Origin of the sequence: Pseudomonas sp. CC120222-01a (assembly GCF_003097235.1) — a bacterium.
Taxonomy (GTDB): domain Bacteria; phylum Pseudomonadota; class Gammaproteobacteria; order Pseudomonadales; family Pseudomonadaceae; genus Aquipseudomonas.
The window spans coordinates 1-1,532 of sequence record NZ_QEQQ01000055.1; the positions used below are offsets into that span (position 1 = coordinate 1).

Below are 1,532 nucleotides of genomic sequence, written 5' to 3' on the forward strand. Positions count from 1 at the left end.
CTGTTTGCGGGCCAGCAAACAGCGGGGTTTACGCCCTGATCGCCTCAAGTAACCCTGCGATGCCGAAGATACTCATCATTCGTTTGAGGTTGTAGGCGAGCACGTGAAGGCTCATTTCGGTGCTTACCCTCGGCAGGGTTTTGGTCAGGAAGTGGGTACTTCCCATCCAGAATTTGAGCGTGCCAAAGGGATGCTCCACCGTCTGCCGGCGAACCTTCATTTTCCCCGGATCATGCTCCAATCGAATCTGCACTCCTTCGATTACGGCTTCATGCTCCCAGCGCTTTAATCGCCGCTCTTTACCGGTCGTACACTGCTTCTGCATCGAGCAGCTCTGGCATCCTGAAAACCAGTAGCAGTGCAGTAGCATGCCGTCTTCCACTGAGGAATGCCGGCGCGTCAGCAACTGACCCGCAGGGCATCGATATTCGTCCGAAGCAGCCATGTAGATGAAGTCCTGCTTGCCGAATCGGCCTTCCGCTTTGCTGCTCGATGTCAGTGGTTTAGGTACAAAGGTGGTGATGCCAGCTTGCTCGCAAGCAAGGATTTCCGGGCCTTTGTAATAGCCTCTATCAGCAACCACCGTCAGCGCCTCAGCACCGATTTCTTCCCGTGCCTGGTTAGCCATATTGCTCAGTTGCCCGCGATCATTACCTACGTTGGTCACCTCATGGGCAATAATCAGATGGTGTTTGTCGTCGACTGCTGTTTGTACGTTGTACCCAACTGTGCCGGAGCCTCGGCCGCTTGTGGCCATTGAACGGGCATCTGGATCGGTAAGTGAGATTTGCTGATCGGGACTGGCTTGAAGCTGCGCCTCGATGTCCTTGAGTTTTTGCATCTGCTGTTTCAGTTTTTCGACTTTGTCTTTCAACCGCTCAGTCTTGGCCTCGGCCACTTCCGGCGCTGCCCGATCCGCTGAATCCATTGCCGCTAGATAGCGGTCGATGCTCTGCTCGATCTGCTGCATGCGCGCCTTCACTTTGCCTTGAGTGAAATTACGGTCGCGGTTATTCACGGCTTTGAATTTGCTGCCGTCGATGGCGATGATCGATTGGGAGAAGAGATTGAGGTTGCGGCAAAGTACAACGAACTGCCGACAGACACTGCGAATGGCTTTACCATTGTCTCGGCGAAAGTCGGCAATCGTTTTGAAGTCAGGCGCCAATCGGCCTGTCAGCCACATCAGCTCGACATTACGCTCGGCCTCACGCTCAAGCCGGCGGCTGGACTGAATCCGATTGAGATAGCCATAGATGTAGATTTTTAGCAGCACTGCTGGATGGTAAGCCGGACGACCCGTTGCCGCAGGATCGACACCCTCGAACCCGAGTGTTCCAAGGTCAAGTTCATCGACAAAAACATCGACTACCCGAACTGGGTTTTCTTCGGTGATGTAGTCGTCCAGGCACTCCGGCAGCAACGTGACTTGCGTCCGAGACTCACCTTCTATGAATCGCTTCATGATCGTCCCCGCCACGATCTCGACGATCAGAAGGTTAGACAATCGCAGGCGTTTTCACACAGCCTGG

Annotated in this window: 1 protein-coding gene; it reads right to left on the reverse strand. The window is 54.3% G+C overall.

The genetic code is table 11. The features are described 5' to 3' along the window. Positions 1-28: 28 nt before the first annotated feature. Entirely contained in the window at positions 29-1,465 is a 1,437-nt protein-coding gene (locus N430_RS29150; protein ID WP_110640018.1) for an IS1182 family transposase, read from the reverse strand. Positions 1,466-1,532 lie beyond the last annotated feature (67 nt).

Coding starts and splice junctions, on each gene's coding strand:
- N430_RS29150 (WP_110640018.1), bottom strand. CDS start 1,465: ATGAAGCGATTCATAGAAGGTGAGTCTCGGACGCAAGTCACGTTGCTG.